The organism is Devosia sp. Z6_126, from assembly GCF_058133495.1.
This window is the reverse complement of the sequence record NZ_JBYUNO010000003.1, coordinates 135,846-162,242: the sequence shown is the minus strand read 5'-3', so window position 1 is coordinate 162,242 and position 26,397 is coordinate 135,846. Positions and strand designations below refer to the sequence as shown.

Annotated in this window: 22 protein-coding genes and 2 pseudogenes; 7 read left to right on the top strand and 17 right to left on the bottom strand. The window is 63.5% G+C overall.

Annotated features, from left to right (window positions below; translation table 11 throughout):
* Nucleotides 1–32: 32 nt before the first annotated feature.
* A pseudogene (gene uvrB / locus AC3YOG_RS12925) lies at nucleotides 33–2,015 on the bottom strand (excinuclease ABC subunit UvrB); the annotation flags it as partial.
* Nucleotides 2,016–2,876: 861 nt separating this feature from the next.
* On the opposite strand from uvrB, the gene AC3YOG_RS12920 reads away from it, so the two are divergent.
* Nucleotides 2,877–3,434: a DUF1003 domain-containing protein gene (locus AC3YOG_RS12920; RefSeq protein ID WP_489935367.1), complete on the top strand. Its 558-nt coding sequence runs from the start codon at nucleotides 2,877–2,879 to the stop codon at nucleotides 3,432–3,434.
* 548 nt (nucleotides 3,435–3,982) lie between these two features.
* Here the strand turns inward: AC3YOG_RS12920 and AC3YOG_RS12915 are convergent.
* The 9 genes from AC3YOG_RS12915 to AC3YOG_RS12875 all read right to left on the bottom strand — a co-directional run bounded on the left by AC3YOG_RS12915 (nucleotide 3,983) and on the right by AC3YOG_RS12875 (nucleotide 10,233).
* Nucleotides 3,983–4,564 carry an SH3 domain-containing protein gene (locus tag AC3YOG_RS12915; protein ID WP_489888899.1) on the bottom strand — a complete coding sequence of 194 codons (582 nt, stop codon included), beginning with the start codon at nucleotides 4,562–4,564 and terminating at the stop codon, nucleotides 3,983–3,985.
* 134 nt (nucleotides 4,565–4,698) lie between these two features.
* The gene (locus AC3YOG_RS12910; RefSeq protein WP_172123768.1) at nucleotides 4,699–5,370 is read right to left on the bottom strand and encodes an SH3 domain-containing protein; all 672 of its coding nucleotides are present in this window, start codon (nucleotides 5,368–5,370) and stop codon (nucleotides 4,699–4,701) included.
* A gap of 136 nt (nucleotides 5,371–5,506) precedes the next feature.
* Nucleotides 5,507–6,148 (bottom strand): SH3 domain-containing protein, encoded by a 642-nt coding sequence (locus AC3YOG_RS12905; protein ID WP_489935366.1) that lies wholly within the window; start codon nucleotides 6,146–6,148, stop codon nucleotides 5,507–5,509.
* Between the two features lie 96 nt (nucleotides 6,149–6,244).
* Complete coding sequence (locus tag AC3YOG_RS12900; RefSeq protein WP_489888902.1) at nucleotides 6,245–6,640, bottom strand: acyl-CoA thioesterase; 396 nt, start codon at nucleotides 6,638–6,640, stop codon at nucleotides 6,245–6,247.
* Complete coding sequence (locus tag AC3YOG_RS12895; protein ID WP_127753693.1) at nucleotides 6,637–7,236, bottom strand: thymidine kinase; 600 nt, start codon at nucleotides 7,234–7,236, stop codon at nucleotides 6,637–6,639. The genes AC3YOG_RS12900 and AC3YOG_RS12895 overlap by 4 nt, the downstream gene beginning before the upstream one ends.
* A gap of 113 nt (nucleotides 7,237–7,349) precedes the next feature.
* A complete protein-coding gene (locus AC3YOG_RS12890; protein ID WP_489935365.1) occupies nucleotides 7,350–8,255 on the bottom strand; it encodes a DMT family transporter in 906 nt (301 codons plus the stop codon).
* A gap of 131 nt (nucleotides 8,256–8,386) precedes the next feature.
* Entirely contained in the window at nucleotides 8,387–9,247 is an 861-nt protein-coding gene (locus AC3YOG_RS12885; protein WP_489935364.1) for a Spy/CpxP family protein refolding chaperone, read from the bottom strand.
* A gap of 176 nt (nucleotides 9,248–9,423) precedes the next feature.
* Nucleotides 9,424–9,801, bottom strand: a complete 378-nt coding sequence (locus AC3YOG_RS12880) for a hypothetical protein (protein ID WP_127753690.1) — start codon at nucleotides 9,799–9,801, stop codon at nucleotides 9,424–9,426.
* Nucleotides 9,802–9,858: 57 nt separating this feature from the next.
* Nucleotides 9,859–10,233, bottom strand: coding sequence for a winged helix-turn-helix transcriptional regulator (locus AC3YOG_RS12875; protein ID WP_127753689.1), 375 nt, complete (start codon nucleotides 10,231–10,233; stop codon nucleotides 9,859–9,861).
* 188 nt (nucleotides 10,234–10,421) lie between these two features.
* On the opposite strand from AC3YOG_RS12875, the gene AC3YOG_RS12870 reads away from it, so the two are divergent.
* The 3 genes from AC3YOG_RS12870 (at nucleotide 10,422) to AC3YOG_RS12860 (ending at nucleotide 13,742) form a co-directional block, all read left to right on the top strand.
* Nucleotides 10,422–11,003 carry an NADPH-dependent FMN reductase gene (locus AC3YOG_RS12870; RefSeq protein ID WP_489888906.1) on the top strand — a complete coding sequence of 194 codons (582 nt, stop codon included), beginning with the start codon at nucleotides 10,422–10,424 and terminating at the stop codon, nucleotides 11,001–11,003.
* Nucleotides 11,004–11,424: 421 nt separating this feature from the next.
* Nucleotides 11,425–12,483 (top strand): LacI family DNA-binding transcriptional regulator, encoded by a 1,059-nt coding sequence (locus tag AC3YOG_RS12865; protein ID WP_489935363.1) that lies wholly within the window; start codon nucleotides 11,425–11,427, stop codon nucleotides 12,481–12,483.
* A gap of 56 nt (nucleotides 12,484–12,539) precedes the next feature.
* Nucleotides 12,540–13,742 (top strand): pyridoxal phosphate-dependent aminotransferase, encoded by a 1,203-nt coding sequence (locus AC3YOG_RS12860; RefSeq protein WP_489935362.1) that lies wholly within the window; start codon nucleotides 12,540–12,542, stop codon nucleotides 13,740–13,742.
* Nucleotides 13,743–14,615: 873 nt separating this feature from the next.
* Here the strand turns inward: AC3YOG_RS12860 and AC3YOG_RS12855 are convergent.
* From AC3YOG_RS12855 to AC3YOG_RS12840, 4 genes are all read right to left on the bottom strand, one after another.
* Nucleotides 14,616–15,512, bottom strand: a complete 897-nt coding sequence (locus AC3YOG_RS12855) for a LysR family transcriptional regulator (protein WP_127753685.1) — start codon at nucleotides 15,510–15,512, stop codon at nucleotides 14,616–14,618.
* Nucleotides 15,513–15,541: 29 nt separating this feature from the next.
* Complete coding sequence (gene trxB / locus AC3YOG_RS12850; protein ID WP_489935361.1) at nucleotides 15,542–16,492, bottom strand: thioredoxin-disulfide reductase; 951 nt, start codon at nucleotides 16,490–16,492, stop codon at nucleotides 15,542–15,544.
* 155 nt (nucleotides 16,493–16,647) lie between these two features.
* Entirely contained in the window at nucleotides 16,648–17,121 is a 474-nt protein-coding gene (gene greA, locus AC3YOG_RS12845; RefSeq protein WP_127753683.1) for a transcription elongation factor GreA, read from the bottom strand.
* Nucleotides 17,122–17,564: 443 nt separating this feature from the next.
* Nucleotides 17,565–17,774: a cold-shock protein gene (locus AC3YOG_RS12840; protein ID WP_127753682.1), complete on the bottom strand. Its 210-nt coding sequence runs from the start codon at nucleotides 17,772–17,774 to the stop codon at nucleotides 17,565–17,567.
* A gap of 467 nt (nucleotides 17,775–18,241) precedes the next feature.
* Here AC3YOG_RS12840 and AC3YOG_RS12835 point away from each other — a divergent pair, with 467 nt between their 5' ends.
* A complete protein-coding gene (locus tag AC3YOG_RS12835) occupies nucleotides 18,242–19,192 on the top strand; it encodes a class I SAM-dependent DNA methyltransferase (RefSeq protein WP_489935360.1) in 951 nt (316 codons plus the stop codon).
* Complete coding sequence (ltaE, locus tag AC3YOG_RS12830; protein ID WP_489935359.1) at nucleotides 19,189–20,208, top strand: low-specificity L-threonine aldolase; 1,020 nt, start codon at nucleotides 19,189–19,191, stop codon at nucleotides 20,206–20,208. Before AC3YOG_RS12835 ends, ltaE begins: the two co-directional genes overlap by 4 nt.
* A 39-nt stretch (nucleotides 20,209–20,247) precedes the next feature.
* On the opposite strand, the pseudogene AC3YOG_RS12825 reads toward ltaE, so the two are convergent.
* The 3 genes and pseudogenes from AC3YOG_RS12825 to carB form a co-directional block, all read right to left on the bottom strand.
* Nucleotides 20,248–20,784 (bottom strand): annotated as a pseudogene (locus AC3YOG_RS12825) (phytanoyl-CoA dioxygenase family protein); the annotation flags it as partial.
* Between the two features lie 119 nt (nucleotides 20,785–20,903).
* Complete coding sequence (locus tag AC3YOG_RS12820) at nucleotides 20,904–21,671, bottom strand: AAA family ATPase (protein ID WP_489935358.1); 768 nt, start codon at nucleotides 21,669–21,671, stop codon at nucleotides 20,904–20,906.
* Nucleotides 21,672–21,746: 75 nt separating this feature from the next.
* A complete protein-coding gene (gene carB, locus AC3YOG_RS12815; protein ID WP_489935357.1) occupies nucleotides 21,747–25,058 on the bottom strand; it encodes a carbamoyl-phosphate synthase large subunit in 3,312 nt (1,103 codons plus the stop codon).
* A 472-nt stretch (nucleotides 25,059–25,530) separates the two neighbouring features.
* Between carB and motA the strand changes: the two genes are divergently transcribed.
* Nucleotides 25,531–26,391: a flagellar motor stator protein MotA gene (gene motA / locus AC3YOG_RS12810; RefSeq protein ID WP_127753677.1), complete on the top strand. Its 861-nt coding sequence runs from the start codon at nucleotides 25,531–25,533 to the stop codon at nucleotides 26,389–26,391.
* Nucleotides 26,392–26,397 lie beyond the last annotated feature (6 nt).

Sequence of the window (26,397 nt, the reverse complement as noted above, 5' to 3'; positions counted from 1 at the left end):
GGTGACTAAGAAACCTCGCCGGATAAAGTATCCAGTTCCATTTCCTTGAGGCGCTTGATCTCGTCCCTGAGCCTTGCGGCTTTTTCGAATTCGAGGTTGGTGGCGGCTTCGCGCATTGAGCGTTCGAGGTCCTTGAGCACGGCGGCGAGGTTTTCGCCCACGGCGAGCTGTTCCTTGCCGTCGCGGCCCTTGCCGATCGAAACGGTGACGTGGTCGCGCTCGTAGACGCTGTCGACGATGTCGTGGATGTTGGAGCGCACCGACTGGGGCGTGATGCCGTGTTCCTCGTTATAGGCGATCTGCTTTTCGCGGCGCCGATTGGTTTCGGCGAGCGCGCGTTCCATGGAGCCGGTGATGTTGTCGGCGTAAAGGATCACCCGCCCGTCGACATTGCGCGCGGCTCGGCCGATGGTCTGGATCAAGGACGTTTCCGAGCGCAAGAAGCCTTCCTTGTCCGCATCGAGAATGGTGACAAGGCCGCATTCGGGAATATCGAGGCCTTCGCGCAAGAGGTTGATGCCTACAAGGACGTCGAAGGCGCCGAGGCGCAGGTCGCGGATGATCTCGATGCGCTCGATGGTGTCGATGTCCGAGTGCATGTAGCGCACGCGGATGCCCTGTTCGTGCATGTATTCGGTGAGGTCCTCGGCCATTTTCTTGGTGAGGACGGTGCAGAGCGTGCGGTAGCCCGTTTTTGCCACCTGGCGGATCTCGTCGATGACGTCATCGACCTGGGTCTTGGCCGGGCGGATTTCGACGGGCGGATCGATGAGGCCGGTGGGGCGGATCACCTGTTCGGCAAAAACGCCCCCGGTCTGGTCCATTTCCCAGGAGCCGGGGGTGGCCGAAACATAGACCGATTGCGGGCGCATGGCGTTCCACTCCTCGAAGCGGAGCGGGCGATTGTCCATGCAGGAGGGCAGGCGGAAGCCGTATTCGGCCAATGTTGCCTTACGACGAAGGTCGCCGCGATACATGGCGCCGAGCTGGCCGATGGTGACGTGGGATTCGTCGACAAAAACGAGGGCGTTGTCGGGGAGATATTCGAAGAGGGTCGGGGGCGGCTCGCCGGGCTTGCGGCCGGAGAAGTAGCGCGAATAGTTCTCGATGCCGGCGCAGGAGCCGGTGGCTTCCATCATCTCGAGATCAAAGAGCGTGCGCTGCTCGAGGCGCTGGGCTTCGAGGAACCGGCCGGCGCCGTTGAGCTCCTGCAGGCGCGCATTGAGCTCGGCGCGGATCAGCTTGATCGCCTGGTTCATGGTGGTGCGCGGCGTCACGTGGTGGGAATTGGCGAAGACGCGGATGAAGGTGAGGTCGGCGGACTTCTTGCCGGTCAGCGGATCGAATTCGGTGATGGACTCGATCTCGTTGCCAAAGAGGGTGATGCGCCAGGCGGCGGCTTCATAGTGGGCGGGGAAGAGTTCCACGGTGTCGCCGCGCACGCGGAAGGTGCCGCGCACAAAGCCGGTATCGCCGCGCTTGTATTGCAGGGCGACGAGCTTGGCGAGCAGCTCGCGCTGGTCGATCTTTTCGCCCTTTTGCACATCGATGGTCATGGCGGTGTAATCTTCCACCGAGCCGATGCCGTAGATGCACGAGACCGAGGAGATGATGATGACGTCGTCGCGCTCGAGGATCGCCCGGGTCGCCGAGTGGCGCATGCGGTCGATCTGCTCGTTGATGGTGGATTCCTTTTCGATATAGGTGTCCGTGCGCGGCACATAGGCCTCGGGCTGGTAGTAGTCGTAATAGGACACGAAATATTCGACGGCGTTGTCTGGGAAGAAGCTCTTGAACTCGCCGTAAAGCTGGGCGGCGAGGGTCTTGTTGGGGGCGAGGATCAGCGCGGGGCGATTGGTGCGCGCGATCACCTGGGCGGCGGTGAAGGTCTTGCCCGAACCGGTGACGCCGAGCAGGACCTGATCGGTTTCGCCATTCTCGATGCCTTCCACCAGTTCAGCAATGGCGGTGGGTTGGTCGCCGGCGGGCTGGTAGTCGGTGACCATGCGGAAGGGGCGGCGGGGCGCGCGTTTTTCGAGGCGGTTCTGCGCCTTGTGGGGCATCCAGGGGGAGGAGCCTTCCACTTCCTTGCGGCCATGCAGGATGATCTGTTCGAGCGCCTTGACGGTGGCCGTGACGCCCACGGTCTGGGCGTTGGAGACGTCCTCGTTCTTTTTGGCCCTGGCCTTCTTGGTGGCGGCGGTGAGGGCCGCGCGGATTTCGGCGGTGGCCTCGGGATCGGCGTCCTTCGAGACGGCGCTTTGCGCCTCCTCAGGATGAGGGGCGCCGGTGATCTTGCGGGCGCTCAGCGCCTTGGCGGAGGGGACGTGGCCGAAGCCGGCCTGGGGGGCTTCGCCCATGCCGGAGAAATCGGGGCGGACGACGGAATTGATCTTGGTCTTACCCGTCTTGGGCGACATGCCGGTGACGGTGTCGTGCGAGGACTTGGTGGTGCGGCGCTTTTCGAGCGCAGTCTTGGGCTTGGCGGCTTCCTTGGCAGCCTCGTCGGCGGCAGCGGCGGCGGCCTGATCGGCGCGATCAAGCGCGCGCTTGTTGCGCATGCGCTCGGCGTAGAGGGGTTTGCTCGCGGCGAGGTCCTCGGCCTTTTCGATCTCACCCAGGAAATCGTCGATGGAAAACTCGGCTTTGCCGGGACGTGCGGACTTGTCGGCCATAAGACACCAATGCTCGGGAAGGCACCTGATGTGGGAAACGGTGCCGCAAATTGCAACGTTCCCCGTCTTAGCAGGTCGCGAACGGAGACGGAACGGGGGTGCTGACAGCAGGTGGCAGGAGCACGCAGTGTTGATGCCGGTTGCCCCGATGAACAAAGGGCAGGGCTGGCCGTTGTGGGGGCGACAACGGAGTTCGAGCAGATGAGCCAAAACCAGCCCGAGGCGAATAGCCCGACCAAAAAGGCCGCCGAGGGATTAAACCCCGCGCTGACGCGCAATATCGATGCCATCATGGAGCGGCGGCGCGAAAGCGCGCGCTCGGCCTCGCTCGAGGAACGGGCCGCGGCGGCGATCAGCAAATTCGCCGGCTCGATGATGTTTGTTTACATCCACATCGTGTTCTTCGGGCTGTGGATCAGCGTCAATCTGGGCTGGCTGCCGATCATGGAGCCTTGGGACCCATCGCTGGTGGTGCTGGCGATGGAAGCGTCGGTGGAAGCGATTTTCCTCAGCACGTTCGTGCTGATCAACCAGAACCGGATGGCGGCGGAGGACAATATCCGGGCCGATCTCGACCTGCAGGTGAGCCTGCTCAACGAGCATGAAACCACGCGGCTGATCGAGCTGGTGAGTGCGATTGCCCGCAAGCTCGATATCCATACGGAGGCCGATGACGAGCTCAGCGAGCTCGAGCGGGATGTGTCGCCCGAAGCGGTGATGGATCGGATCGCGGATGCGGAGGAGAAGGCGGAGGTGTGACGCTTTGGATTTCTTCAGCTCTTGCCGAGCTTGGGGCTGGTGCCTCCCTCCTCCCTTGGGGGAGGGATTAAGGGAGGGGGTCGTGGGGTGGGGCCCGGTTGGGCCGGTGCCCGGGTTTTTGGGGGTTGATCAGTCGGTGATGGAACCGAAGGACCCCCACCCCGGCCCTCCCCTCAAGGGGGAGGGAGGGCCGGAGTCTTAGCTCTTGTGCGCGGGAGAGGCCATTTGGGCGGGTTGGTGCGTATACCTGCGATTCAGCTGCGGCGGGCCTGCACCCCCTCGGCCATTCGAGCGTAGCTCTCATGGCCTTCTCGCCTCCACGGCCGCTGACGCGGACGGGTCGAAGCCCCTCAAGGGGAGGGAAGGGCAGGGGCCGAAGGGTGGGGAATTGCATGAGGGCGTCCTGCACTTGGTGTCACGCCGGGCTGAGCCGGGGGGCATGCTGAGATGTAGGGACTATATCGGCAGGGCCGAGGCACTGGGGCTCTCGCACCCCCACCCGGCCTCCCCCATCGAGGGGGAGGTGAAGGAAGGGCCCGTGGCGCTGGTTAGTAGACTTCGATCGAGGAGAGGGCCTTGTTGAGGTATTGATCGAGGCGGGGCTGGCTGTGGGTGATGCGTTCGCAATAGCTCTGGAAGAAGCGGTCGCGGCAGGCGGCGACGGCGACTTTGCCTTCGATGCGCACGGAGGAATAGCGGTTATCGGCGCCGATCAGCAGCAGGTCTTCGATCTTGGTGCCGGGGTCGAGGCAGAGCGCGCCGCCGGTATAATTCTCGCCCTCATAAAAGCAGACCTGCTTGGGGGCGGGGCGCTCAAAGGTCCATTCGTTCCACTCGATGCCGCGGGGATCCTTGCCGAAATCGACAGCGTGGATCGAGGTCCAGCCGCGCCCGCCGGGGCCATCGATCATGCACCAGACCCGCTGGCAGCGCAGCACCTTGATGCGCTGTTCGGCCGGAATCTGGCCCAGGATGGGATATTCGCGGCCGGGGCCCTGGTGGAGGGTCGCGGGCTTGGTAGTCCAGGCAAGGCTGCCCGATTCGGACGCTGCGAGCGTAGGCAAAGCGCCCGCGACCAGCGAGAAGCCAGCAATGGCGAGGAAAACGAGAGTGCGAAGAAGATAAGGCATGACGCTGTTCCACAACAAGGCTGGGCCCGGGGACACTAGCGCGGCACCGGGCCAAGGCCAAGGTTTATCGGAATCCTGGATGTGAAAAAGGGCGCCATCGTAGGATGGCGCCCGGGAGTGGCTGTAGCCTGGGATCAGCGGACGCGGATCGAGGCGATGTAGTCGTCGTAGTCACCGAGCGAAGAAGCGCTGGTGGTATAGGTGCGGCAATTGCGGAAGTTCACTTCGGCGCAAACCTGAACCCGCAGGCCATCGGGATTGTCGATCGAAGAGATGCGGTCGGCAAAGCCGCCCAGATTGCGCACGCTTTCGCCTTCCTCAAGGCACTGGCTTTCGCCGCGGAAGCGGGTGCGGTCATAGAAGCAGACCTCGGCGATCTCTTCCTCATACACGGGCGGGGCAGGTGGGCGCGGACGGCCAGGAGGATTGCGGCCTTCATTGCCAACGCCGATATTGATCTGTGGGCCACCGGGGCCAGTGGAGAAGCCAAAGGACAGGCCGGGCTGGCCGGAATTGACGGGACGACCACCTGCGCTCAGATACTGAGCCGAAACCCAACCATCCGGGCCGGGCTTGGCGATATAGCACCAGGAGCCTTCGCACTGCTGCACATCCACATTGGTGCCGGCGCGCACGGTGTCCACTACCCCATAATTGCCGCCAGGGCCCGAACGCACATTGATGTTGCTCGTCACGGTACCGGGAGCTGCCTGGGCAGCTGCGGGCAGGAACACGATCACGGCGGTGGCTGCGACGGCAATACCCGTAGCCGCGGTTTTCAGCAGCTTGCGGTTGTAGCGGTTCATCCTTGAACTCCTGTTATATTCTTGGCCGACAACCGTATTTGGCCGATCGGCAGTGACGCTGTTGTTGTTGTTGATCAAACGATGATGGAAACAAACGGTTCCGGCCCAGCACGAAGACTCTGTTGCTCTCTAGACCTTAGTAAACGTCCAGAGAGGAGATGCGGCGGTCGAGTTCGCGCGGCAGCCGGGCAGTGTCGCGCCGCAGCGTGGCGCAAGCGCCTGAAAGCTCTTCGTCCCGGCACACATCCACCCGGGCGCCGCCATAGATTTCGACCGAGCGGAAGCTGTCGTCCCACAGGCCCGGCAGGTAGTCATAGGTTTCGCCTTCGGTGACGCAGAACTGCTCACCGCGGAAATCGGGGCGGGTATAAAAGCAGGCGCCGGCTTCCTCATCATCGTAGACCGGGGGTGCCGGTGGCGCTGGCGGTGGGGACGGGAAGGGACGGCCAGGACCGCCGAAGTTGAATTCGACGTCAAAGCCGGGTTCGCCAAAGCCGTTGCCACGCGGCGCGACCTGCGCCTGCCGGCCAATAACGACGAAGTCGCTCGAGACCCAGCCGGCAACATGCCCGGCCGAGATCTGGCACCAGCCGGCGCTGCACTGGCCGACATCTACGGTGTTGTTGGCAAAGAGCGAACCGACAACGGGATGCTGCGTGCTGGGGCCAGAGCGCACATTGACATTGGTTGAAACGCTGGCCGGGGCGGCAGCAGCGGCAATAGTGCCGGCCAGCACGGCGGCGAAGGTGGTGATCAATCCGAGGCGAACAGACTTCATCGAGGGCTCCCCTTGCTTGCCGGCGCTTGGGGCCGGCGTGGTCCATAAGACCCGATGGCAACTGAATGCTGGCTGAACGATCCGGTTCGAAAAAAGTCAGGTAATGGTGCGCTTGCGGCCGTCTTCGCCCATGGCGACGTAAACAAAGTGGCCCTGGGTGACCTTGACGCGATCATCGCGCCGCTCGCGCCGGGCCCAGGCTTCGATGGCGATGGTGACCGAAGTGGTGCCGACGCGGTCAACGGCGGTGTAGACGCACAGGATATCCCCGACCTTGACCGGGGCGATAAAGGTCATGGCTTCAACCGCCACGGTAACGACGCGGCCGCCAACGCGCTCGACGGCGGCGATCGCGCCGGCAATATCCATCTGGCTCATTACCCAGCCGCCGAAAATGTCGCCAGCGGGATTGGCGTCGGCGGGCATGGCCAGGGTGCGGATGGTGAGCGCGCCCGAAGGTTCAGTGGAGGGTGTGGTTTGGACGGGGATCATGAGGACGGTCCTTTCACGGGCCAGCGGCCAACGGCTTCTTCCCAGTGCATGCGGCAGAGGGAGAGATAAACGGACTTTTCGATGGCGACCTGGTCGCCGGCGGTGAGGACCCGGCCGGAGGGGTCCTGACGCACCACCATGGTGGCCTTGCGGCCGCAGGAGCAGATGGTGCGGATTTCGCGCAGAATATCGGCGATCGCCAGCAGTTCGGCCGAGCCGGGAAAGAGCTTGCCCTGGAAATCGGTGCGCAGGCCAAAGCACATCACCGGAATGCGCAGGCGATCGGCGACGCGGGCGAGTTGCCAGACCTGTTCGGGGGAGAGGAACTGGGCTTCATCGACAAAGACGCAATCGACCTTGGCGATCTCGGTGGCGTCGTGGATGGCGAGATAGAGATCGTCGGCGTCGGTATAAAGCGCGGCAGCTTCGGAGATGCCGATGCGCGAACTGATCCGGCCGACGCCATCACTGGCGTACAGCCCGGAGGTGAACAGCAGCGCATTCATGCCGCGCTCGCGATAGTTATAGGCCGCCTGAAGCAGGAGCGTGGATTTGCCCGCATTCATTGCGGAATAGGAGAAGTAAAGCTTGGCCATGGGCTGGTTGTGCCGGAGCGGGCCCGGGGGGGCGAGGGGAAACACCGGGTGGTCCACAACAAACTGCTGGCGGGCGGGAGGGGTTGCGCGGGGCAGGTTGGGCGGGGGGCGGGCTAGGTCGTCACGGCCTCGGCGCGGGTGCGGCGGCGCAGGAGGATGGGCGGCAACACTTCGCCGAGGAGAAGGGCGAGGAAGATGACGAGGGCGCCGAGATAGCCGATGGGCAGCAGGCGCTCGCCAAGGAGCAGCGCGGCGCCGAGGGCGGCGAACAAGGCTTCGGAGGACAGCACCAGCGCGGCATTGGTGGCGGGGACATATTGCTGGGCGACGGCCTGGAGGGTGAAGCCGATGGCGGTGGAGCCAATGCCGGCGTAGGCGACGGCGAGCCACTGCTCGCTGATCTGGGCGAGGGTGGGGGCTTCAAAGACGAAGGCGAGCAGGATCGCGCCAAGACCGGCAAGGATAAAGGTGCCGCAGGTGATGGCGAGGGGCAGGCCGGTGCGGCTGGCGATGGCGCCGAGCATGAGCACATGGATGGCCCAGAACACGGCGCAGAGCACGATCAGCGCATCGCCGATATTGAGCCGGTCGAGGCGGGCGCCGTTGAGCAGGTAGATGCCGACAAGGGCGAGAGCGACGCCGATCAGCACCAGCGGATGGGGCTGAGTGCGAAAGACGAGGAAGGCGATCAGCGGCACAAAGAGCACGTAAAGCCCGGTGAGGAAGCCGCCATTGGTGACGGTGGTGCTGGCGAGGCCCACCTGCTGCAGCCAGCTGCCGATGAAGAATACCAGCGTCATGGCGCCAACAAACAACCAGTCGCGGCGCGACAGGGTGGCGGCTTTGGTGCGGCGCTCGCGCAGGGCGAGCGGCAGGAGGAGGGCGCCGCCGATGATGAAACGCACGCCGGTGAAGCTGAGCGGGCCCATGGAGAGCATGGCGTGCTTTTGGGCGATGAAGCCAAAGCCCCAAAGAGCAGTGGCGAGCAAAAGGCATAGGGTGGCGGTGGCGCGGGTCATGGTGGTTCCGGTCAGCTGCCAGCTATAGCTAGAGCAAGGCCGGTCGAAATTAAACCCCGGCCACTCGGGGCCGGGCGGCCAATGCGGCGCCGCGCCTCCCCGAGGAGAAAGGCGCGGCACCGCGGGTGTGGTTAGCCCCGGATGGCGGGAGCCGGGCTGGACGGCGGGGCGGGCGGCTGGCTGGGCGGGGCGGCGGGTGCGGCGCCCGGCTGATCGGCTGGAGGCGGTGCGGCGGGCTGATCAATGGGCGGCTGGGCTGGTTGATCAGCGGGCGGCTGCGAGTCCGACTGGTCCGGCTGATTGTTGCCGGGCCCGCCCCAATTGCCGCCGCCGCGCTGGCCGCGTTGGGGCGGCGTCAGCAGCGCTTGCTGCTCGGGGGTGAGGCTTTCGTAAAATGCTGTGACCGAAGGAACAACGCTGGTGAGCGCCTCGAGCTGGGCATTGTCGAGCACGATCCGGCGCTGCAGCAGGTCGGGGATGGTGAGGGGAGCCGTGGGGGTGGAGCGCTCGGCGCGAACCTGCGCAGTGTCGTCAACATATTTGCGGACGGCGTCCATGACCGCGGTGCGCATCTGCTCAAACAGCGGGCGCTGTTCGGCGGTGAGATTGAGCCGGTGGCTAATCCGCACAAGCGCCAGTTCGATGGCTTCGGCGCCCCTTTGGAAGTTGAACAGGCCGGTCATGCTGTTGCCCAACTGGCGGCCGTTCTGGCGCATGCCGGGGCCGTCGTTGCGGTCGGAAGGGCCGTTCATGCCGCCACCCATGCCGCCGCCGCGGCGACCGCCATGCTGACCGTCCCAGCCGCTGTTGCGCTGGCCGTGCCAGCCCCCGCGGCTGTAGCCGTCGCCCCGCTGCCAGTTGCAGTCGTCATCGCCGCCGGACTGGTAACCCATCGGAGGCTTGCCAGGCTGGGCCAAGGCGGTGCCGGTGGCCGCAAGGCCCGTGGTCGCGGTGAGAAGGACCGCGAGAGCCGCGGCGGAAATCTTGTTCATCGGATTGCTCCCTGGTGTCTGGCCGGAGGTTTCGGCTGGCCAGATGATAGAGCAAGTGCCGTGGGCAGAACCTTGCGGGAAGGTGAAAGCTTGGCAAGGTTGGTAAGGTGGGCGGAGCCGGGGCAACAAAAAGCCGGCCACTGGGGCCGGCAATTTGGCAGCAAATCTGAGGTGGTTCAGCGCCGGGGCGGCGCGGGAGGCAGGCGGCTGGGCTTGATCCGCGCCGGGGCTTCGGCGGGGAGATTGCCCCGCAAAGCAACGCGGGTGACTTCAACTAGAATGGCGAGAACCAGGAGCGTCAGCGGCACCATGAAGACGGCGATCTGGGTGTCGGGTTCCTGGGCGAGAGTGGCGGCAGTGGCAGGGGTGATGCCGGCAAGGACCGCAGCGGCGCCTCCCAGAACCAGAAACATGCCAGAGGCGAAAGCGTAGAGCCTGAAGCGTTTGCGCGGGGCAGGTGTAGATTCACGCATGGGGGTCGCATCTTCCTTGAAGCTATCGAGCAGCGCAGAAGTGTCACCCCAATGCGGTTCGATTGTGGCGGGCAGCGTCACGAAGCGCTGCCGAGGGATGCCGACAGGCCGGCTTGGCGGGACCGCAGGGCTGCGAGCTTAGGCGGCAGTGGGAGCTTCGTAGCGGGCGCGGGCGTGCAACACGGTTTCGTGATGCTCGGCCGCCCACAGGCCCAAGGCGCCGATCGGACCGAGCAAGGACTGACCCAATCGGGTCAGGCTGTAGTCAACCCGCGGGGGCACGGTGGGGGTCACCACCCGCTCGACGATGCCGTTCTTTTCCAGTTCGCGCAGCACCGAGGTTAGCGACTTCTGGGTGATGTCGCCGATCTCGCGCTTGAGTTCGGAAAAGCGCTTAGGGCGCTCCTGCAGCAGGGCCACGACGAGCACCGCCCATTTGCTGCCAATGATGGTGAGGATGTCGCGTGTGGCGGCGCAGTGGGGATGGCTGTGACTGAGGTAGGACGGTCTCATGGAAGTGACCTCGGTATCTTGCAGGTGCCGTCTTGTGTCGGCTGCTCACTCTCATATACGACAGGTTGGTATCCCAAGGAAACCTGGGTTTCCAAAAGATACATCCAATTGACCACAACAGCGGTCGGAGCCGGAGCGCCAGCATGGCGGGCCCGATCCTGCTTTTTGCTTCATGAAAGAAACTCCGAATGGCTCTCCAACTCAAGATCATAATTGCCAGCACCCGGCCCGGCCGCGTCGGCCCAACCGTCGCCCGCTGGGTGGAGGACTTTGCCAGGGAGCAGGGCAAGTTCGACATCGAACTGGTTGATCTGGCCGAGGTAGGACTGCCGCTGTTTGATGAACCCAAGCACCCCATGCTGCAGCAATACGAGCATGAGCACACCAAGCGCTGGAGCAAGACCGTCGGGGAGGGCGACGCCTTTGTGTTCGTGACCCCGGAATATGATTATTTCCCCCCAGCTTCGGTGGTCAATGCCATCCAGTATCTGTCAAAGGAATGGACGGGAAAGCCCGCAGGCATCGTCAGCTATGGCGGCGTGTCGGCCGGCCTGCGGGCCAGCCAGGTGCTGCGCCAGCTGTTAAGCAATCTCAATGTCGTGGCGCTCAGCCAGTCCGTGCCGATTCCGTTTACCGCCAATTTCCTGGGCGAGGACGGCGTGTTCCGACCCAATGAGCCAATGGTGCAAGGCGCCGGCCTGATGTTCAATGAGCTGCATAAATGGGCCGTGGGGCTCAAGAATATGCGCGAGGCACAGCCGCAGGCATAAGCCGGGGGCGCTGGGCCAAGGCATGGAGCTTGGGGGTGGGTCGCTCCCCAAGCCTGTGGCTAGTGACCGAAGGCCGGCCCTTCGGCGCAGGGGCCGCCCCGCGTGACCGGCGGAGGCGGAAACCCAGGGCAAGGCGACCCGCACTGGCGAGCCAGGTTGTTGCCCGCCGGTGCCAGCCATCACCACCGCCCAAATGCACCGGCGTGGCCGCCGCGACAGGGGCGGGGCGTTCCCACTCGTCGAAGTAAACTGATTTGAAGAGATAGCTTGGAGGGATCATTGTGGCACTACTCCTTGAATCGGTTCAACCCGAGGATGTGAGTGCGGGTTGAATCGGTTCAAGCTAGCATTGGTATTGCCGGCGTCAACCCGATTTGAACCGATACATCTTTTTTGCTAGTGGTGAGGGAAGGAGTTCTTCGTGGTCAAACCGCCGGTCACCATAAAGCTGAGGGATGTAGCGGCGGCGGCCGGTGTGTCGCAGGGCACGGCATCCAATGTTTTCAGCCGACCTGAACTCGTCCGGCAAGAGGTGCGCGAGCGCGTGCAAGCCGTTGCCAAGGAGTTGGGCTATGGCGGACCGAGCCTGAAGGGGCGGCTGCTGCGAGCGGGCAAGGTCAATGCCATCGGGGTCGCTGCGGTTGAGCCGCTGTCCTATTTCTTTGAGGATCCGTGGGCCCGCAGCCTGCTCGCGGAGATGTCCGAAATCTGCGATCGGCGGGGCGCCGGCATGGCGCTGGTTTCGGCGGTGAACCGGGAAAAGCTGGCCTGGAACATCGAAACAGCTTTAGTGGACGGGTTTGTGCTGCTGTGCGTGGAAGGCGGGCACGAACTGGTGGCGCTGACGCGCAAGCGGGACCTGCCTTTCGTGGCGCTGGCGCTGGGAACAGGCGACGACTCCATCCCTGCGATCGGGATCGACAATATTGCCGGCGCGGCGAGGGCGGCGCAGCACCTGGTGGAACTGGGTCACCGGCGCTTTGCGGTGCTGAGCACCGAGCTTAAAGAGGGGCATGCGGGCCCGGTAGGGGAGGCGGAGATCGCCGCGGCAATTTATTCCACCTCGCGCGACCGCATGCTGGGCTATTGGCAGGTGCTGGACGGTGCCGGCATTGCCCGCGCTGACGTGCCGGTGCATGAAACCCGCAATGAGCCGGCCAGCGTAAGGGCGGCGCTGGAGGCGGTGTTCACCGGGGCGACCAAACCAACGGCCTTGCTGTGCATGTCGGACCGGATTGCCATTCTCGCTTTGGACTGGCTGCGCGAGCGCGGGCTGCGCGTGCCTGAGGATGTTTCGGTGGTGGGTTTTGATGGCGTGCCTGAAAGCGCAGCGGCGCAGCCGCCGCTGACTACGGTGCAGCAACCGCTGGCGGATATTGCCCATCGGGCCGTGGCGGCGATCCTCGACGGGCCGGTGGAGCGCCAGGTGGTTCCGCTGTCGCTGGTGGTCCGCGGTTCCACGGGAGCGCCGCCGCCATAGCGCTTGCCGGTGCCCGAACGGGCCAGTATCACATCCCACAGATGTGGAGATGATCGATGAAACTGTTGTCGGATGCATTGGACCGGGTGGCGCCTTCGGCCACGGTGGCCATCACGCAAAAAGCGCGCGACATGGTGGCCGCGGGCAAGGACGTGATTGCCCTTTCGGCGGGGGAGCCCGATTTCGACACCCCGCTGCACGTGCGCGAAGCCGGGATCCGCGCTATCAATGAGGGCAAGACGCGCTACACCAATGTGGATGGGCTCGCCGAGCTCAAGGAAGCAGTGGCGGCAAAATTCCGGCGCGACAACGGGCTCGATGTTCGGGCCGATGAGTGCTTTGTGGGCTCGGGCGGCAAGCAGATCATTTTCAATGCCCTGATGGCGACGCTGAACCCCGGCGACGAAGTGGTGGTGCCGGTGCCGTTCTGGGTGAGCTATCCCGAAATCACCCGGCTTTGTGGGGCAGAGCCCGTGCTGGCGCGGGCGGACGCCTCGACCGGGTTCAAGCTCAAGCCCGAAGTGCTGGAACAGGCGATTTCGCCGCGCACGAAATGGTTGATCCTCAATACCCCGTCCAACCCGACGGGCGCAGCCTATTCGGCCGAAGAATTGCGAGCGCTCGCGCAGGTGCTGCTGCGCCATCCCCAGGTGATGATCCTGACCGACGACATCTATGAGCCGCTGGTTTATGACGGGCGCCAGTTCGCGACAATTGCCCAGGTGGAGCCGGCACTACGGGAGCGCACGCTGACCATGAATGGCGTCAGCAAATCGCATGCGATGACGGGCTGGCGCATCGGCTATTGCACCGGGCCCAAGCCGCTGCTGGCGGCGATGACCAAGCTGCAAAGCCAATCCACCACCAATGCCTGCTCGATTTCGCAATGGGCGGCGGTGGCGGCGCTGAACGGGCCGCAGGAGTTCCTCAAGGACTGGCGGGCGGCGTTCCAGGCGCGGCGCGACCTCGTGGTCGAGGGGCTGAACGCGGCCGCGGGGGTCGAGTGCCTGGTGCCCGAAGGCGCGTTTTACGTGTTCCCCTCCTGCGCTGAATTGCTGGGGCGCACCAGCGGCGGCGGCACCAAGCTCGAAACGGACGAGGACTTCGTCTTGGCGCTCCTGGCCGAAACGGGGGTGGCGCTGGTGCATGGGGCCGCGTTCGGGCTGCCGGGGCATTTCCGGCTGAGCTATGCGGCGGCGGATGCGCAACTGCGCGACGCGGTGGCGCGCGTGCAGCAGTTCTGCGCCGCAGTACGATAGACCAAAAGAGTTGTGGGGGTGCCGGCCAGTGCTGGCGCCCTAGCGATCGACGAAGCGGGTGGGGCAAAAAAAGGGCCCCATCCGAAGATGGGGCCATGGATAGGGCCGAAGCCAAATCGCTAGTAATGGTCCCGCGCAAGGGAGGAGGAGATGCGCCGGACCGGGTGGACCCAAGCCGAGGGAGGAGGATACGGCTTGAACCCGGTGTCGGGCAACGCAGGTCCGAGGGAGGAGGAAACGGACGGCGTCGCAGCGACAAGGACGTATATAGATAGCCCGATCGGTTAGTGCAACGCGGAAGAGCGAATAGGAGCTATGCGTTAGGCACAGCGACAATCTGTCCACTAAATAAGCAGGCCCATTGCTCGGCGTTGCAACCCGCCGGAACAGGCGAAAAAAAAGCCCCATCCGAAGATGGGGCTGATGATAGGGCCGAAGCCAAATCGATAGTGATGGCGAAGCGCAAGGGAGGAGGAAAGCGCTTCACCGATGGACCGGGATCGAGGGAGGAGAATCGATCCAAATCCGGCGTCGCGATGCGGGGTCCGAGGGAGGAGGATTCGGAGCGCGCCTCAGCGACAGGTCCAATATGAGGGAGAGCCGGCTCGCCAGCAATGCGCGGTGGGTCATGCCAGCCATGCGCCACATGCAGGCGCTACACGATCACAATTGTGGGTTTTGGAGCCGGGAGCGCCCGGCGTGCTGCAGAAAGATTCGCGATTCTTGCGCTGGGCGGGCAGCGTCATTCCGCGGGAATATCTGGGAAAGACAGGGCGTTAGCTGGGTAGGGGCCCCGACGGTGTCGCTGTCAGGGCAGATCCGCCCAGCGATGGGTATTTGGAAGGCGCATCCGACAGTGAACGCGTTCGCCCGCTAAAAGCTCCACTCGCGCGCCTTGCCGACGATGAAGTCGCGGAAGACGCCAACGCGCTTGGAATTCTTCAGCGCGGGAGGGTAAACAAAGTATGCTTCATAGGCCGGCAGCTCGATTTCGGGCAGAACCTGGACGAGGCCGCCGTCTTCCTGCTCGGTGACATAGTCGGGCAGCATGGCGATGCCGATGCTGGCCTGGCAGGCCTGGAGCATGCCGTAGATCGAATTGACCTTGAGCACCGCACGGCGCGGGCTGGAATCGCTGCGGCCCATGCGCTCGAGGAAGTTGAGCTCGGGCAGGTAGGAGGGCACCGGCTCGCCGAAGCTGATGATGCGGTGATCGTCGAGTTGCTCGGGGCTGTTGGGAGAGCCGAATTCGCTCAGATATTCGGGCGTGGCATAGAAGTGGTTATGCACGGTGAACAGCTTGCGCTGGATCATCTCGGATTGGTTGGGACGATGCAGGCGAATGGCGACGTCGGCTTCGCGCATGGCCAGATCGAGCTCGGCGTCGTTGAGGCGGATCTCGAGCTGGATCAGCGGATACAGGCGGATGAACTCGTTGATACGCGAGGACAGCCAGGTGGAGCCGATGCCCACCGTCGTGGTGACGATCAGCGGGCCGGTGGGCTCGTCCTGGGATTCGGACATCTGGGTTTCCACCTGCTGGAGTTCCCAGTGCATGCGGTGGGCGGTGCGGAACAGTTGCTCGCCGACCTCGGTCAGCACGAGGCCGCGGGCATGGCGGATAAAGAGTTTAAGCCCCAGATCGTCTTCGAGGGCCGAAATCTGGCGGCTGACGGCCGATTGGCTCATTCCCAGTTTTTCGGCGGCGTGGGTGAAACTGCCCGACTCTGCGGCGGTATGAAAGATCCGGAGCTTGTCCCAGTCGAGCATTACACAGTGCTTTCTTCTTAGTGGGTGGTCTACTCCGCCGCTTCGGCGAGTTCGTGTTCGGCCAGGAACCGTTCGGCATCGAGCGCGGCCATGCAGCCCATCCCCGCTGCAGTGATGGCCTGGCGATAAACGTCGTCGGTGACATCGCCGGCGGCAAACACGCCCGGGATGTTGGTCTGGGTCGTGCCGGGCCGGACCTGCAGATAGCCGCCGGGCTTCATGTCGAGCTTGCCGGCAAAGATCGAGGTCGCGGGCGAATGGCCGATGGCGACGAACACGCCGTCGATCGGCTGGGAATAGGTGCGGCCGGTCTTGAGGTCGCGCAGCGTCACTGCATTGACCGAAGGGGGCATGGCGCTGCCATGGACTTCGTCGATCTCGGTGTTCCAGCGCACTTCGATCTTGGGGTTCTTGAACAGGCGATCCTGCAGGATCCGCTCGGCCCGGAACTCGCTGCGGCGATGCACGAGAATGACCTTGGAGGCGAAGTTGGTGAGGAAGAGCGCTTCCTCGACTGCGGTGTTGCCACCCCCGACTACGACCACTTCCTTGTTGCGATAGAAAAAGCCATCGCAGGTGGCGCAGGCGGAAACGCCAAAGCCCTGGAACTTCTGCTCGGAGGGCAGGCCGAGCCACTTGGCCTGGGCGCCGGTGCAGATGATGACGCTGTCGGCGGTGTAGGTGGTGCCGCTGTCGCTGTGGAGCACAAAGGGGCGGCGGTCGAAATCGACGGAGGTGATCACGTCGTTGACGATGCGGGTGCCGACATGTTCGGCCTGCGCGCGCATCTGGTCCATGAGCCAGGGGCCCTGGATGACGTCGGCAAAGCCGGGATAATTTTCAACATCAGTGGTGATGGTGAGTTGGCCACCGGGCTGGATGCCCTGGATCATCACGGGCTCCAGCATGGCGCGCGCCGCGTAGATTGCAGCGGTGTAGCCGGCCGGACCCGAACCGATGATGATGACTTTGGCGTGCATCGCAACGCTCTCCCCAGAGTACGAGGCCTCCCTTGGCCTCAGTTAAAGGCCGAAGTGCGGGCGGTTTCAAGGCCGCCAACACGGCGGGGGCAATTCAGCTGGGGCTGTGCACCGAAAAAGCACAGCCTGCACCAGCCTTTGCCCGCTAAACAGGCTTAGCTGTAGCGGATTTTCAGGATTTCATAGGAGCGCGAGCCACCAGGGGCCGCCACTTCAAACGAATCGCCGACGGATTTGCCGATCATCGCCTTGGCGATGGGCGAGGAAATGGAGATGCGGCCACCCGAGGCATCGGCCTCTGGATCGCCAACGATCTGGTAGGTCTTTTCCTCTTCGGTGTCCTCGTCGACATAGGTGACGGTGGCACCAAACTTGACGGTGGAGCCCGAGAGCTTGGAGACATCGATGATGTCGGCCAGCGCCAGGATCGATTCAAGTTCCTGGATGCGCCCTTCGTTCAGGCTCTGCTGTTCCTTGGCAGCCGAATATTCGGCGTTTTCGGAGAGATCGCCATGGGCGCGCGCTTCGGAGATGGCGTCGATGATGCGACGGCGCTCATTGGCAGTGCGGTGCTCATATTCAACGGTGAGGGCCTTGTGACCAGCCACCGTCATCGGGATCTTGTCCATTCGTATCGCCTCCAGGGCAAATGCAGGTGTCTTCCAGCCAAAACCCGTTCGGCATCCGCTTCACGACTAGTTTTCGGGGAAGATGGTTCAAATTGCCCGCCAGACGCGTTGCGGTCAAGCGGGTGACGCTCAAGAACATGGGGTGTCCACACGTGCGTTCAAGCTCCGCCCTAGTGTCAAGAGGAGGTTTGCCAATGCGCCGTCTTTTCGCGACACGATGTTCTTCCGTCATTATTGGGCTGTTTGCACTTGGGCGTCGCGCTGCCGGCTAGCATTCGCGCGCGCCGCTCGTGGAAGGGGCGGATAAGCCCCGGCTTGCGCCCGTCGGCAAAAAGCCCAGCGCCCAGGGATGGCGGCTGTTGAATTTAGGTCTCAGCGCAAAGCCTCAACAAAAAAGCGCATCCGGTGGGATGCGCTTCCTATCGGTTGGGGGATTGTTGAGGTCAGGAGGCGACGAGATTGTCGGCGGCGGATTTGCCGGTGCGTTTGTCCTTGACGATCTCGTAGGTAATCTTCTGGCCCTCATCCAGACCGTTCAGGCCGGAGCGCTGAACCGCCGAAATATGGACGAAGACATCGGTCCCGCCTTCGTCGGGCTGGATGAAGCCGTAGCCCTTTTGACCGTTGAACCACTTTACGGTGCCAGTTGCCATGATGCGCGTTCCCTCGTGCAGTCGCTGCTGTAGGCGGCCTTGGTCACAGCGACCAAGACTTGGTTGAATCGAATTGTCGGATAATGACGTCAGCAGGAGCGAATGGTATTCGCATGATCAGATCAGTCGGCCGCTTTATTCGATGAGGGGAGCTTAGCTCTAAACAATGGGGGGTTCAATACAGCGAATGATCGTGCCGAAGCACCCGGCCAAACATTCGTTTTGGCTAGGGCAAGAGCAACATGGCTCTAGTGCTTGGCATAGTCTTGCGCGCTGCCAAGGCGGGAACTGAAGACGGCTCCGTAAGGGACCCAATGCTCGACAGCAGCAAAAAGCTGCAGGCGATGAAAAGATGTTAGCTCAAATGCATCCCAATGTAACCCTTTTGCGCAAAGCGTGTTCTTGCTTTTCGTCAAGAAATCCGTCACATCCGCCCTCCATCACCTCCATTCAGAGATCGTATACGCTTGACCAAGGCGTTCCAGAGTTCGGGCGACATGATCGCCGACCGACGTGCCGGTTTCGCACGACTCCTATCCGAAGAAGGCGATCACCACGCAGCTGCAGAGGTGATGGCGCAAACCCTGGAACTGGCGCCCGATTGGGCCGGGGGCTGGAACCTGCTGGGCACCTACTGCGAGAAGGCGGGCGATGTGAGCGGGGCCATTTCGGCCTGGCGGCACCTCGAAGCGCTGGACGACGAGGGGGTGTTCGGCACCGCCCTCAAGCTTTCGGCCCATGGTGCCGCGGTCGCAGCCGCGGGGACGGCAGTGAGCTATGTGGAAGCGCTGTTTGATCAATATGCGCCGCGGTTCGAGGCGTCGCTGGTGGGCAAGCTTGGCTACCAGGTGCCCGAACTGCTCGATGCAATGATCGAGCAGGAGATGGCGCGGCAGGGGATCGGGCGCTGGACCCTGGCGCTGGACCTTGGCTGTGGCACGGGCCTGATGGGCGAGCGGCTGCGAGGCAAGGTCGAGCGGCTCGACGGGGTCGATCTTTCCGCTGCCATGGTCGCGACAGCCCGGCGCAAGAACATCTATGATCGACTGGAAAAGGACGAACTCGTCCGGTTCCTCCAGCGCCGGCCAATCGAGGCCGATCTGATCACCGCGGCCGATGTGCTGATTTATTGCGGCGCGCTGCCCCCGGTGCTCAACGCCATGGTGGGAGCACTCAAGCCGGGTGGGCTGCTGGCCTTTTCGCTCGAGGCGCATGAGGGCGAAGAGCCGATGTTCTTGCGCCCGTCGCTCCGCTATGCGCATGGGGTTGCGGCAACGCGGGTGGCGCTCGCCGATGCGGGCCTGCATGTGTGTCAGTTTGAGACCGCGACTCTGCGCCAAGACCGCGGCGCGCCAATTGCCGGTATGCTGGTGGTGGCGCAAAAGCCCGATCCGGCCCAGCTTGAGGATGAAGCATGAATACGCTGCGTTATGATTTCCGCTCCGACACCGTGACCCGTCCTTCCCCCGGCATGAGGGCGGCGATGGCGGCGGCGGAGGTGGGGGACGATGTTTATGGCGATGACCCGACCGTGCAGCACCTCGAGCAGCGGATGGCAGCGCTGCTGGGCAAGGAAGCGGCGCTGTTCGTGCCGTCCGGGACAATGTCTAACCTGCTTGCCCTGATGAGCCATTGCGGGCGCGGCGACGAGTTCATCGCGGGGCAAAACGCGCATTGCTACATGTTCGAAGCGGGCGGGGCGGCCGTGCTGGGCTCAATCCAGCCCCAGCCCATTGCCCACCAGCCTGATGGGACGATGGCGCTCCATGACATCGCGGCTGCCATCAAGGCTGACGACATGCATTTTGCCCGCACCCGGGTGATTGCGCTCGAAAACACCTTTGGCGGCCGGGTGCTGCCGCTCGCTTATATCGATGAGGTGGCCGAGCTGGCGCGCGAGCGCGAGCTGGGGCTGCATCTTGATGGCGCGCGGGCGTTCAATGCCTGCGTGGCGCTGGGGATCGAGATCTCGGAGTTAGCCGCACCGTTCGATACGGTGTCGATTTGCCTGTCCAAAGGGTTGGGCACGCCGGTTGGGTCAGTGCTGGTGGGAACCGGCACGCTGATCGAAAAAGCGCGGCGCAATCGCAAGATGCTGGGTGGCGGGATGCGGCAGGCGGGCATTCTGGCGGCGGCGGGGCTTTATGCGCTGGAGCACAATGTGGAGCGGCTGGCCGAGGATCATCGCCGGGCCAAGCAGCTGGCAGAGGGGCTCGCGAGTTTTGCGGATCTCAGTGTGCCGATGCCGGACACCAATATCGTCTTCGTGAAGGCTGATACCGAGCTCGAAAAGGCGATGACGCAGTTCCTGGGGGAGCGCGGCATTGCCATCGGTGGGCAATATGGGCAGCAACGCTGGGTGACGCATCTGGATATCGATGATGCGGCGGTGGGCGATGCGCTGGCGGGGGTGCGCGAGTTTTTCGGGGGCTGAGACGTAGGGGCGGGAGCACGAGCCGCCGCCCCTTTGATTTCACCCCAGGGCCAGGCGGATGGCCCTTTCCACCGGGGAGTAGTTGTCGTCTGCCCGCTCGAGCTGGAGGGGTTCGGCGGGCAGGAGTGGCGGCTGGGCCATGAACTTGACCGTTTTGCCGCGGTGGATCTGGGCGGCGTGGACGAGGAACGGGTGGCAGAGATAAACCGTGCCCGCGGGACCGGTGGCGAGGGCCTCGCGGCCGGTGTCGAACCAGTCGGGCCGGTCGGTCAGCATGTTGCGCAGGGTCCTTCCAGTTTCACCGGCAGGTGCCAGATAGCGGGCAACCTCGAGATGGGAGCCCGGGCGGATGCGGGTGGGCGCATCGTTGTCCCCGACATCGGAGAACAGGAACAACAGCAAGAGCGCACGGCCGCGCGAGTTGATGTTGGCGCGCCATTCGAGGAAGTCCGGGTTGTCGTCGCCAAAGCTCGCATCGATGTGCCAGCCGGTGTCGCCCGCATCCTGGGGGAGGGGGAAGCGGACCGGGAAGGTGCCGAGGCCCCCGCGCGGCAGCCAGCGGCCGGGGCCGACCAGTGTGTGCCTCAGGAGGCGCCGATCAGGCGCGCAGGAACACGGCGAACTTGTTGGACCGGATCATCATCATGATGGGCGCAGGATAGCAAAAGCGGCGCCGAGTGCAAGCGGGCGCCAGGCTAGAGGTCTTCGAGCACTTCGGCGATCCAGCCTTTGGGATCGGCGGTGAAATCGCGGTAAAGCCGGAAGTGGCGCGTATCCCTGAGCCGCACCGGGGCAAGGCCGTCGCGGGTGATTTCGAGGAGGGTGGCGCCGGGGAGCGCCATCAGCAGGGGCGAGTGCGTCGCCATGATGATCTGGGCGGTGGCGTTCTGGCCCAGGCGATGGAGCAGGCGCAGCAGTTCGCGCTGGCGCTGCGGCGAGAGGGCGCTTTCGGGCTCGTCGAGGAAATAGATGCCCTGCCGGGTCATGCGGCTTTCAAAGAAATCAACAAAGCCTTCGCCATGGCTTTGCGACAGGTAGTCAGGGGCAGCGCCGCCGGCGTCGATGGCTGCGGCATCGAGATAGCGGGCGACGGAATAAAACGACTCGGCGCGAAAGAACCAGCCATTGGTGACCTTGGGCAGCCAGGAGGCGCGGAGCACGTCGGTGAGTAGGGCGCCGCTGCGGTCGAGCGCGGCGGAGTGATCGACCGGCATATAGCCCTTGCCGCCGCCGGCTTCGTCATAGCCGCTCATCGCCGCGATGGCCTCCACCAAGGTAGATTTGCCGGTGCCGTTTTCGCCCACGATGATGGTGATGGGGGTGGTGAACTCAAGGCTCCAGTCGGGATCCTGCAACCAGGGGAGGTTGAAGGGATAGCCGGAGCGGATACCCCAATCGGGGAGGCGCCAGAGGCGCTTGAGGAAGGGAGCGGGGAGGCGGGTTTGCCGGCTTTGACGGGCCAAGACCGCCTCCCTTGAGCTTTGGTTGGATGGGCAGGAAAGCTTCGCCAGATGGCGAAACTTTGGCTCCTGACCAATCTAGTGGGCGAAGTAGTCCTGCAGCGGGCGGACCTGAAGGTTGCCGTCGCGGTAAGCCAGGATACCCTGCACGGCCGCCATCGCCCCATCGATCGTGGTGTAATAGGGGATCTTGGCATAAAGCGCCGTGCGACGGATGTCGCGGCTGTCGGAGATCGACTTCATCCCATCGGTGGTGTTGATCACCAGCTGCACGCCGCCATTCTTCATCAGATCCACAATATGCGGGCGCCCTTCGAGCACCTTGTTGATCTTGGTGGCGGCAATGCCGTTTTCCACCAGATAACGCTGGGTGCCGCCGGTGGCGAGGATGGTGAAACCAGCCTGCTCGAGATGGCGGGCGGTGTCGATGATCAACTCCTTGTCGTCATCGCGCACCGAGATGAAGGCGGCGCCGCTGGTGGGGACCTTGGAGCCCGCACCCATCTGCGACTTGGCGAAAGCCATGGCGAAATCGTAGTCGAGGCCGATCACTTCGCCGGTCGACTTCATCTCGGGCCCGAGCACGGTATCGACGCCCGGGAAGCGGCTGAAGGGGAACACGGCTTCCTTGACGGCGATGTGCTTGAAGGTCTTTTCCTTGAGATTGAAGCTCGCCAGGCTTTCACCGGCCATGATGCGCGAGGCGATCTTGGCGATGGGCTGGCCAATCACCTTGGCCACGAAGGGCACGGTGCGCGAAGCGCGCGGATTGACTTCGAGGAGGTAGATGACACCGTCCTTGAGGGCATATTGCACGTTCATCAGGCCGCCCACCTTGAGGGCAAAGGCGAGTTCGCGGGTCTGCCGCTTGAGCTCGTCCATGATCTCGGGGGAGAGATTTTGCGGCGGCAGCGAGCAGGCGGAGTCGCCCGAGTGGATGCCCGCTTCCTCGATGTGCTCCATGATGCCGGCAACGAAGACGTCCTTGCCATCGCAAAGCGCGTCGACGTCAATTTCGGTGGCGCCGGACAGGTAGGCATCAAACAGCAGCGGGTTGTCGGACAGTACCGAGTTGATCTGGCCGGTGCGGTCATTGGGGTAGCGCTGCAGGATATCGGGCGGCACGAGGCCGGTCAGGGTGTCCTGCACATAGCGCTCGAATTCGCTGGCAGAATGGACGATCGCCATGGCGCGGCCACCCAGCACATAGGAGGGGCGGATCACCAGCGGATAACCCAGGCGCTCGGCAACAAGACGAGCCTGTTCAAGGCTGTAGGCGATGCCGTTCTTGGGTTGAGTCAACTCGAGCTTGTTGAGGAGTTTGGAGAAGAGGTCGCGGTCTTCGGCCAGATCGATGGCGTCGGGCTGGGTGCCGAGAATGGGCACGCCAGCCTTGAGCACGGCTTCGGCGAGGTTGAGCGGGGTCTGGCCGCCGAACTGCACGATCACGCCATGGAGCGTGCCGTTCTGCTTTTCGGTGAGCAGGATTTCGATGACGTCTTCTTCGGTCAGCGGCTCGAAATAGAGCCGGTCCGAGGTGTCGTAGTCGGTCGAGACGGTCTCGGGATTGCAGTTGACCATGATGGTCTCGTAGCCGGCCTCACCGAGCGCGAAGGCGGCATGGCAGCAGCAATAATCGAACTCTATGCCTTGGCCGATGCGGTTGGGACCGCCGCCGAGGATGACGATCTTCTTGCGATCGGTGGGACGGGCTTCGTCGGCGGGCTCGCCGGCAAAGGGTGCCTCATAGGTCGAGTACATATAGGCGGTTGGGGAGGCGAACTCGGCGGCCGAAGTGTCGATGCGCTTGTAGACCGGGCGCACGGCAAGTGACTGGCGCAGCTTGCGCACATCCGTGGTTTTCACCCCGGCGAGTTGAGCCAGCCGCGCATCGGAAAAGCCCATGGCCTTGAGCGAGCGCAGGGTCGCGGCGTCCTGGGGCAGGCCGAACTGCTTGACCTTGGCTTCGGTATCCACGATCCCCTGCATCTGCTCGAGGAACCAAGGATCGATCTTGCAGGCGGCGTGAATGTCCTCAAGGCTGGTGCCAAGGCGCATGGCTTCGGCGACATGGAGCAGCCGGTTGGGCGTTGGCGTGCCGAGAGCCGCCTTGATGGCGTTTTTGTCTTCGCCTTCGCCAAGACCGGGAATGCCGATCTCGTTGAGGCCGGTCAGGCCGGTTTCGAGCGAGCGCAGCGCCTTTTGCAGCGATTCCTGGAAGGTGCGGCCGATAGCCATGGCTTCGCCGACCGACTTCATCGACGTGGTCAGGCGATTGTCGGCGCCGGGGAATTTTTCGAAGGCAAAGCGCGGGATCTTGGTGACGACATAGTCGATGGTGGGCTCGAAGGACGCCGGGGTCGCGCCGCCGGTGATGTCGTTGTCGAGCTCATCGAGCGTGTAGCCGACGGCGAGGCGCGCCGCGACCTTGGCGATGGGGAAGCCGGTCGCCTTGGAGGCGAGGGCGGAGGAGCGCGACACGCGCGGGTTCATCTCGATGACAACCATGCGGCCGTCAGCCGGGTTGATGCCGAACTGGACGTTGGAGCCGCCGGTTTCCACACCGATCTCGCGCAGCACCGCCAGCGAGGCGTCGCGCATGATCTGGTATTCCTTGTCGGTCAGGGTCAGGGCCGGGGCGACAGTGATGGAGTCGCCGGTATGCACGCCCATGGGATCAATGTTCTCGATCGAGCAGATGATGATGCAGTTGTCCTTTTTGTCGCGGACAACCTCCATCTCGTATTCTTTCCAGCCCAGCACCGATTCTTCGACCAGCACTTCGTTGGTGGGCGAGGCGTCAACGCCGGACTCGACGATGGCGAGATATTCTTCGCGGTTATAGGCGATGCCGCCGCCGGTGCCGCCCAGGGTAAAGGACGGGCGGATGATGGCGGGCAGGCCAATCACTTCAAGCGCCTGGAGCGCTTCGATGGTGTTGTGCGCCAGCATGGAGCGTGGGGTTTCCAGCCCGATCTTCTTCATGGCGTCGCGGAAGAGTTCACGGTCCTCGGCCTTGTCGATGGCCTCGGCGGTGGCGCCGATCATCTCGACGCCGAACTTTTCGAGCACGCCCATCTTGCGCAGCGAGAGCGCGCAATTGAGGGCGGTCTGGCCGCCCATGGTGGGCAGGAGCGCATCGGGGCGCTCTTTTTCGATGATCTTGGCGACCACTTCGGGGGTGATCGGCTCCATATAGGTCGCGTCAGCCAAATCCGGGTCGGTCATGATCGTGGCCGGATTGGAGTTGACCAGGATGATCCGGTAGCCCTCTTCCTTGAGCGCCTTGCAGGCCTGGGTGCCTGAATAGTCGAACTCGCAGGCCTGGCCGATGATGATCGGGCCGGCACCGATGATGAGGATCGATTTGATATCGGTACGTTTTGGCATGGTGCTCGCTCAACTGTTCACGTCGTAGTGGCGCGCTGCCGAGCAAAAGTGAGAACCACTTTTCCGGCAACGCTCCGAGAGCCCGGCGAGAAGGAGGGAATCGCCCGGACAGCACCTGTCGTGGCAAACTCGCGCGGCGGCAGCGCTGCGCGCGCGGGGTCAGATTCCAGACATGGTGGTTAGGTGGGCTGTCTAGCCGAAATGGTGGGGAAAGGGAAGGGGGTGGCAGCTCTGCATAACGCGGGGAACTGACGCGGGGCGCCTTGCCCCCGCGGGGTAAAAACCGCGTTGCCGCTGGGGTTTGGCGTCGGTGTTGCGCAAATGCGGCAAATACACGGCATGTTAAGTGGACTTGGCCAATAGTGCGGCTGGGGAGCCAGGATCGCGGCGCCCGTGAGTTCAAGTGGGCAGATCCGGCAGCAGCGGCAAAGTTCGCGGCGCGAGGGCGGCCTTCAAAGCGAGTGTATGCTGCATGCGCCTTCTTGTCGGTATTCTGATCGTGGTCGGCTGCGTCATGGGCGGCTATGCCGGCGTGGGCGGACATTTTGCGGTGTTGTGGCAGCCCTTTGAATTCATCATCATCCTGGGGGCCGCGATCGGGGCCTTCGTGATCGGCAATACCGGGCCGGTGATCAAGGGCACGCTGGGGGCTTTTGCGACGCTGTTCAAAGGCCCAAAATACAACAAGGCCGCTTATGTCGAGCTGCTGGGCATGCAGTTCACGCTGTTCAAGCTGGTGCAGGCCAAGGGCATCCTGGCGCTCGAGCCGCATATCGAAAACCCGCATGAATCGGAGCTGTTCAAGCGTTTCCCGACCTTTGCCAACAACCACCATGCGGTGGAGTTCGTGTGCGACTATCTGCGCATGGTGACGCTCGGGTCCAATAATGTCCATGAGATGGAAGCCCTGATGGATGAGGAGCTGGAGACCCACCATCAGGAGCAATATCGGATCGTGGGCGCCATGCAGGCGCTGGCCGATGGTACGCCGGCGCTCGGGATCGTGGCGGCGGTGCTGGGCGTGATCCACACGATGGGCGCGATCAGCGAGCCGCCCGAAGTTTTGGGCCACATGATCGGCGGCGCGCTGGTGGGCACGTTCTTTGGCGTGTTCGTCGCCTATGGGTTCTTTGCGCCCTTCGCCCAGTCGCTCAACAATATCTACCAGGCGGAATCGAAATACTTCCTGTCGCTCAAGGTCGGCCTGCTCGCCCATATATCGGGGCAGGTGCCGGTGATGGCGATCGAATTTGCGCGCAAGGCGCTGCTGTCGGAAGACCGCCCGAGTTTTGAAGAGGTCGATGCGGCAACGGCAAACCTGGCCGCGGCATAAGAGTAG

Coding starts and splice junctions, on each gene's coding strand:
- AC3YOG_RS12920 (WP_489935367.1), top strand. CDS start 2,877: ATGAGCCAAAACCAGCCCGAGGCGAATAGCCCGACCAAAAAGGCCGCC.
- AC3YOG_RS12915 (WP_489888899.1), bottom strand. CDS start 4,564: ATGCCTTATCTTCTTCGCACTCTCGTTTTCCTCGCCATTGCTGGCTTC.
- AC3YOG_RS12910 (WP_172123768.1), bottom strand. CDS start 5,370: ATGAACCGCTACAACCGCAAGCTGCTGAAAACCGCGGCTACGGGTATT.
- AC3YOG_RS12905 (WP_489935366.1), bottom strand. CDS start 6,148: ATGAAGTCTGTTCGCCTCGGATTGATCACCACCTTCGCCGCCGTGCTG.
- AC3YOG_RS12900 (WP_489888902.1), bottom strand. CDS start 6,640: ATGATCCCCGTCCAAACCACACCCTCCACTGAACCTTCGGGCGCGCTC.
- AC3YOG_RS12895 (WP_127753693.1), bottom strand. CDS start 7,236: ATGGCCAAGCTTTACTTCTCCTATTCCGCAATGAATGCGGGCAAATCC.
- AC3YOG_RS12890 (WP_489935365.1), bottom strand. CDS start 8,255: ATGACCCGCGCCACCGCCACCCTATGCCTTTTGCTCGCCACTGCTCTT.
- AC3YOG_RS12885 (WP_489935364.1), bottom strand. CDS start 9,247: ATGAACAAGATTTCCGCCGCGGCTCTCGCGGTCCTTCTCACCGCGACC.
- AC3YOG_RS12875 (WP_127753689.1), bottom strand. CDS start 10,233: ATGAGACCGTCCTACCTCAGTCACAGCCATCCCCACTGCGCCGCCACA.
- AC3YOG_RS12870 (WP_489888906.1), top strand. CDS start 10,422: ATGGCTCTCCAACTCAAGATCATAATTGCCAGCACCCGGCCCGGCCGC.
- AC3YOG_RS12860 (WP_489935362.1), top strand. CDS start 12,540: ATGAAACTGTTGTCGGATGCATTGGACCGGGTGGCGCCTTCGGCCACG.
- AC3YOG_RS12855 (WP_127753685.1), bottom strand. CDS start 15,512: ATGCTCGACTGGGACAAGCTCCGGATCTTTCATACCGCCGCAGAGTCG.
- trxB (WP_489935361.1), bottom strand. CDS start 16,492: ATGCACGCCAAAGTCATCATCATCGGTTCGGGTCCGGCCGGCTACACC.
- greA (WP_127753683.1), bottom strand. CDS start 17,121: ATGGACAAGATCCCGATGACGGTGGCTGGTCACAAGGCCCTCACCGTT.
- AC3YOG_RS12840 (WP_127753682.1), bottom strand. CDS start 17,774: ATGGCAACTGGCACCGTAAAGTGGTTCAACGGTCAAAAGGGCTACGGC.
- ltaE (WP_489935359.1), top strand. CDS start 19,189: ATGAATACGCTGCGTTATGATTTCCGCTCCGACACCGTGACCCGTCCT.
- carB (WP_489935357.1), bottom strand. CDS start 25,058: ATGCCAAAACGTACCGATATCAAATCGATCCTCATCATCGGTGCCGGC.
- motA (WP_127753677.1), top strand. CDS start 25,531: ATGCGCCTTCTTGTCGGTATTCTGATCGTGGTCGGCTGCGTCATGGGC.